The organism is Pseudomonas sp. GD03875 (genome assembly GCF_029840585.1).
Lineage (GTDB): Bacteria > Pseudomonadota > Gammaproteobacteria > Pseudomonadales > Pseudomonadaceae > Aquipseudomonas > Aquipseudomonas paralcaligenes.
Genome location: NZ_JAOCCV010000073.1, coordinates 1 through 2,403, shown reverse-complemented (window position 1 = coordinate 2,403; position 2,403 = coordinate 1). Strand labels below are relative to the sequence as shown.

At 69.2% G+C, this 2,403-nt stretch carries 1 pseudogene; it reads right to left on the bottom strand.

Features of this window, described 5'->3' with window-relative positions:
• Positions 1-2,403: pseudogene (locus N5D30_RS25990) on the bottom strand (RHS repeat protein); the annotation flags it as partial.

Here is a 2,403-nt window from a genome sequence, read left to right as displayed (position 1 = left end):
GGCTTCCAGGGTCTCGCCGTTCGGGTCTTTTCTCTGTAGGTGGCTGAGGCGGTGGGCGCCGTCGTAGGCCAGGGTCAAGACATCGCCGTCTTCGCTTTTGCGTTCGATCAGGTTGCCAGCCGGGTCGTAGCGGTACTGGGTGCCGTCCAGTTCTGTGATGCGGTTGCTCGGCCAGCTGTGCTGCGGGCCGATGGGGATGGCTTGTCCTTCACCCAGCAGGTCGAAGTCGGGGTTGTCCAGGTTGGCGTGGACCAGCTGCGACCAGTCGCTCGCCTGATGTGGTTTGGGAGTGGGGTCCCGCTCCAGGCGGTTGCCCGCCGGGTCGAAGCGGTAGCGTTGATTGTGTTCACCATGCTGGCTGCCAATCAGTCGGCCGCTGTCGTCGTAGCGGTAGGCAATGTCGGGCAGCAGGGTGTCGCCGATGCCGATCAGTTGCCCGCGCGGGTCGTAGTCGTAGTGGCGGCGCCAGGGGTCGCCGGACAGGGGCGTGAGCTGGCTGTCGCTCAGCCTGCCCAGGCCGTCGTAGGCGCGGGTCTGGCTGAACAGCATGTCGGTGCCGTGCTTGAGGCGCGCGTCGCGGCCGACTTCGCGGTGCAGGGCGTCGCGCTCGAAGGCCAGTTCCAGGCCGTCGACCAGTACGCCATGCAGGTGGCCCGGGCCGTAGGTCAGCCAGTTGACTGGCGGCGCATCGCCGTACTGGCTGGTCTGGCGAGTGCCCAGGGCGTCGTAGCGGTGGGCCAGGCTGTAGTCCCAGCCGTCGCGGTGGCGCTGGGTTTCCAGGGCCAGGCGGCCGGCCTCGTCGTAGGCGAACAGCACGTCGCTGTCCGGGGTATGCACGCCGATCAGTTGGCCGCCTCTGCTCCAGCGGAACTGTTCGCTGAAGGCCTCCACCCGGTCGGTGGCCGGCAGGTGGCGGGCCAGCAGGCGGCCGTCGAGGTCGTGTTCGTAGCGGGTGATGCGTTCATCGGCCTCTTGGCGCTCGATCAGTTCGCCGGCGGCGTTGTAGCGGTAGCGCTGGCGGCGGCCGTCGAAGCCCTGTTCTTCGATCAGCCGGTCCAGGAGGTCGTAGGCGAAGCGGGTCCGGGACTGGTTTTCGTTGGTCAGGACGATCAGCCGGCCGGCCAGGTCGTATTCGCAGGCCTGGCTCAGGCCGGCCGGGTCGGTCCGCCGGGTCAGGCGGCCCGCGCGGTCCCAGGCCAGCAGGGTGGTCTTGCCCTGGGCGTCGGTGAGGCTAACCAGCCGGCCGAGGCGGTCGTAGCGGTAGTGCTCGCCCGTGCCATCGGCCAGGCGCAGGCTGATAAGTCTATTGAGGCGGTCGTAGTGGCGAACCACTCGCTGGCCCAGGGGATCGCGGCTGGCGATGAGCCGGCCTTGGTCATCGTATTCGTGGTGGGTGGTGTGGCCCGAGCAGTCGGTGTAGCTGACCAGTTGGCCGTAGCGGTTCCAGGCCAGGGTCTTGGCACCGCCCTTGGCGTCGATGATGCGGGTGGGGCGGTCGGGCAGTTGGGGGTGGGTGTATTCGTAGCGGGTCTGTTCGCCCAGTGGGTCGAGTATATGGGTGAGGTTGCCGCGCTCGTCGCGGGTCAGGGTCCAGCGTCGGCCCTCGGCGTCCTGCAGGCCGAGCGGCCAGCCGGTCTCGGGGTCGAGGGTATGGCGCTGCGAGGCGCCGCCGGGGCTTTGGGTTTCCAGCGGGCGGCCCTCGCCGTCCAGGTAGCGCCGGCTTGTCCGGCCCAGGGCGTCCTTCACTGCCACCAGCCGGCCGAACAGGTCGTGTTCGTACTCGACCCGGCTGCCATCGGCGCGCACGTGGGCGCTCCAGCGGCGCAGGCCGCCTTCGCCGGTGAATGCGTAGCGCTGGCTGCGGCCCAGGTTGTCGGTGACTTCGGTGTGGTCGTCGCGGTAGTGGTAAGTGTGGGTCAGGCCGTCCGCCTCGATCTGGCGCAGTACTTTGCCCTGCGGGTCGTGGCGGTCCCATTCGTAGCGCATGTCCACGCCGCCGGGCTGGCCGTGGCCGGTCATCATATGGTTGCGCCAGGTGAAGGTGCGCACCACCTCCCCGATGCGGTTGCGCACCTGGCTCAGGTCGCCCTCGGCGCTGAAGTCGTAGCGCACCAGCCAGTCGTTGTCCGGGTGGGCGGGGTCGAAGCCGGCGGGGATCGGCCCGGCCGGGTTGGCCAGGATCACGCCGAGCAGGCGCAGGCCGTGATCGTTCTCACGGGCCTCGAACAGGCGCTGGTAGACCAGGGCGTAGCTACGCCCGGCGCTGTCGCGCACGCTCGACAGCACGCCCTGTTCGCCCCAGCCGAATTCGCTGCGGTAGCCGTTGCGGTCGAAGCTGGCGTGCAGGCGCCAGCGTCCGGCCGGGTCGCGGCGAAAATGCACGAAGCCCTGGCCGGACAGCAG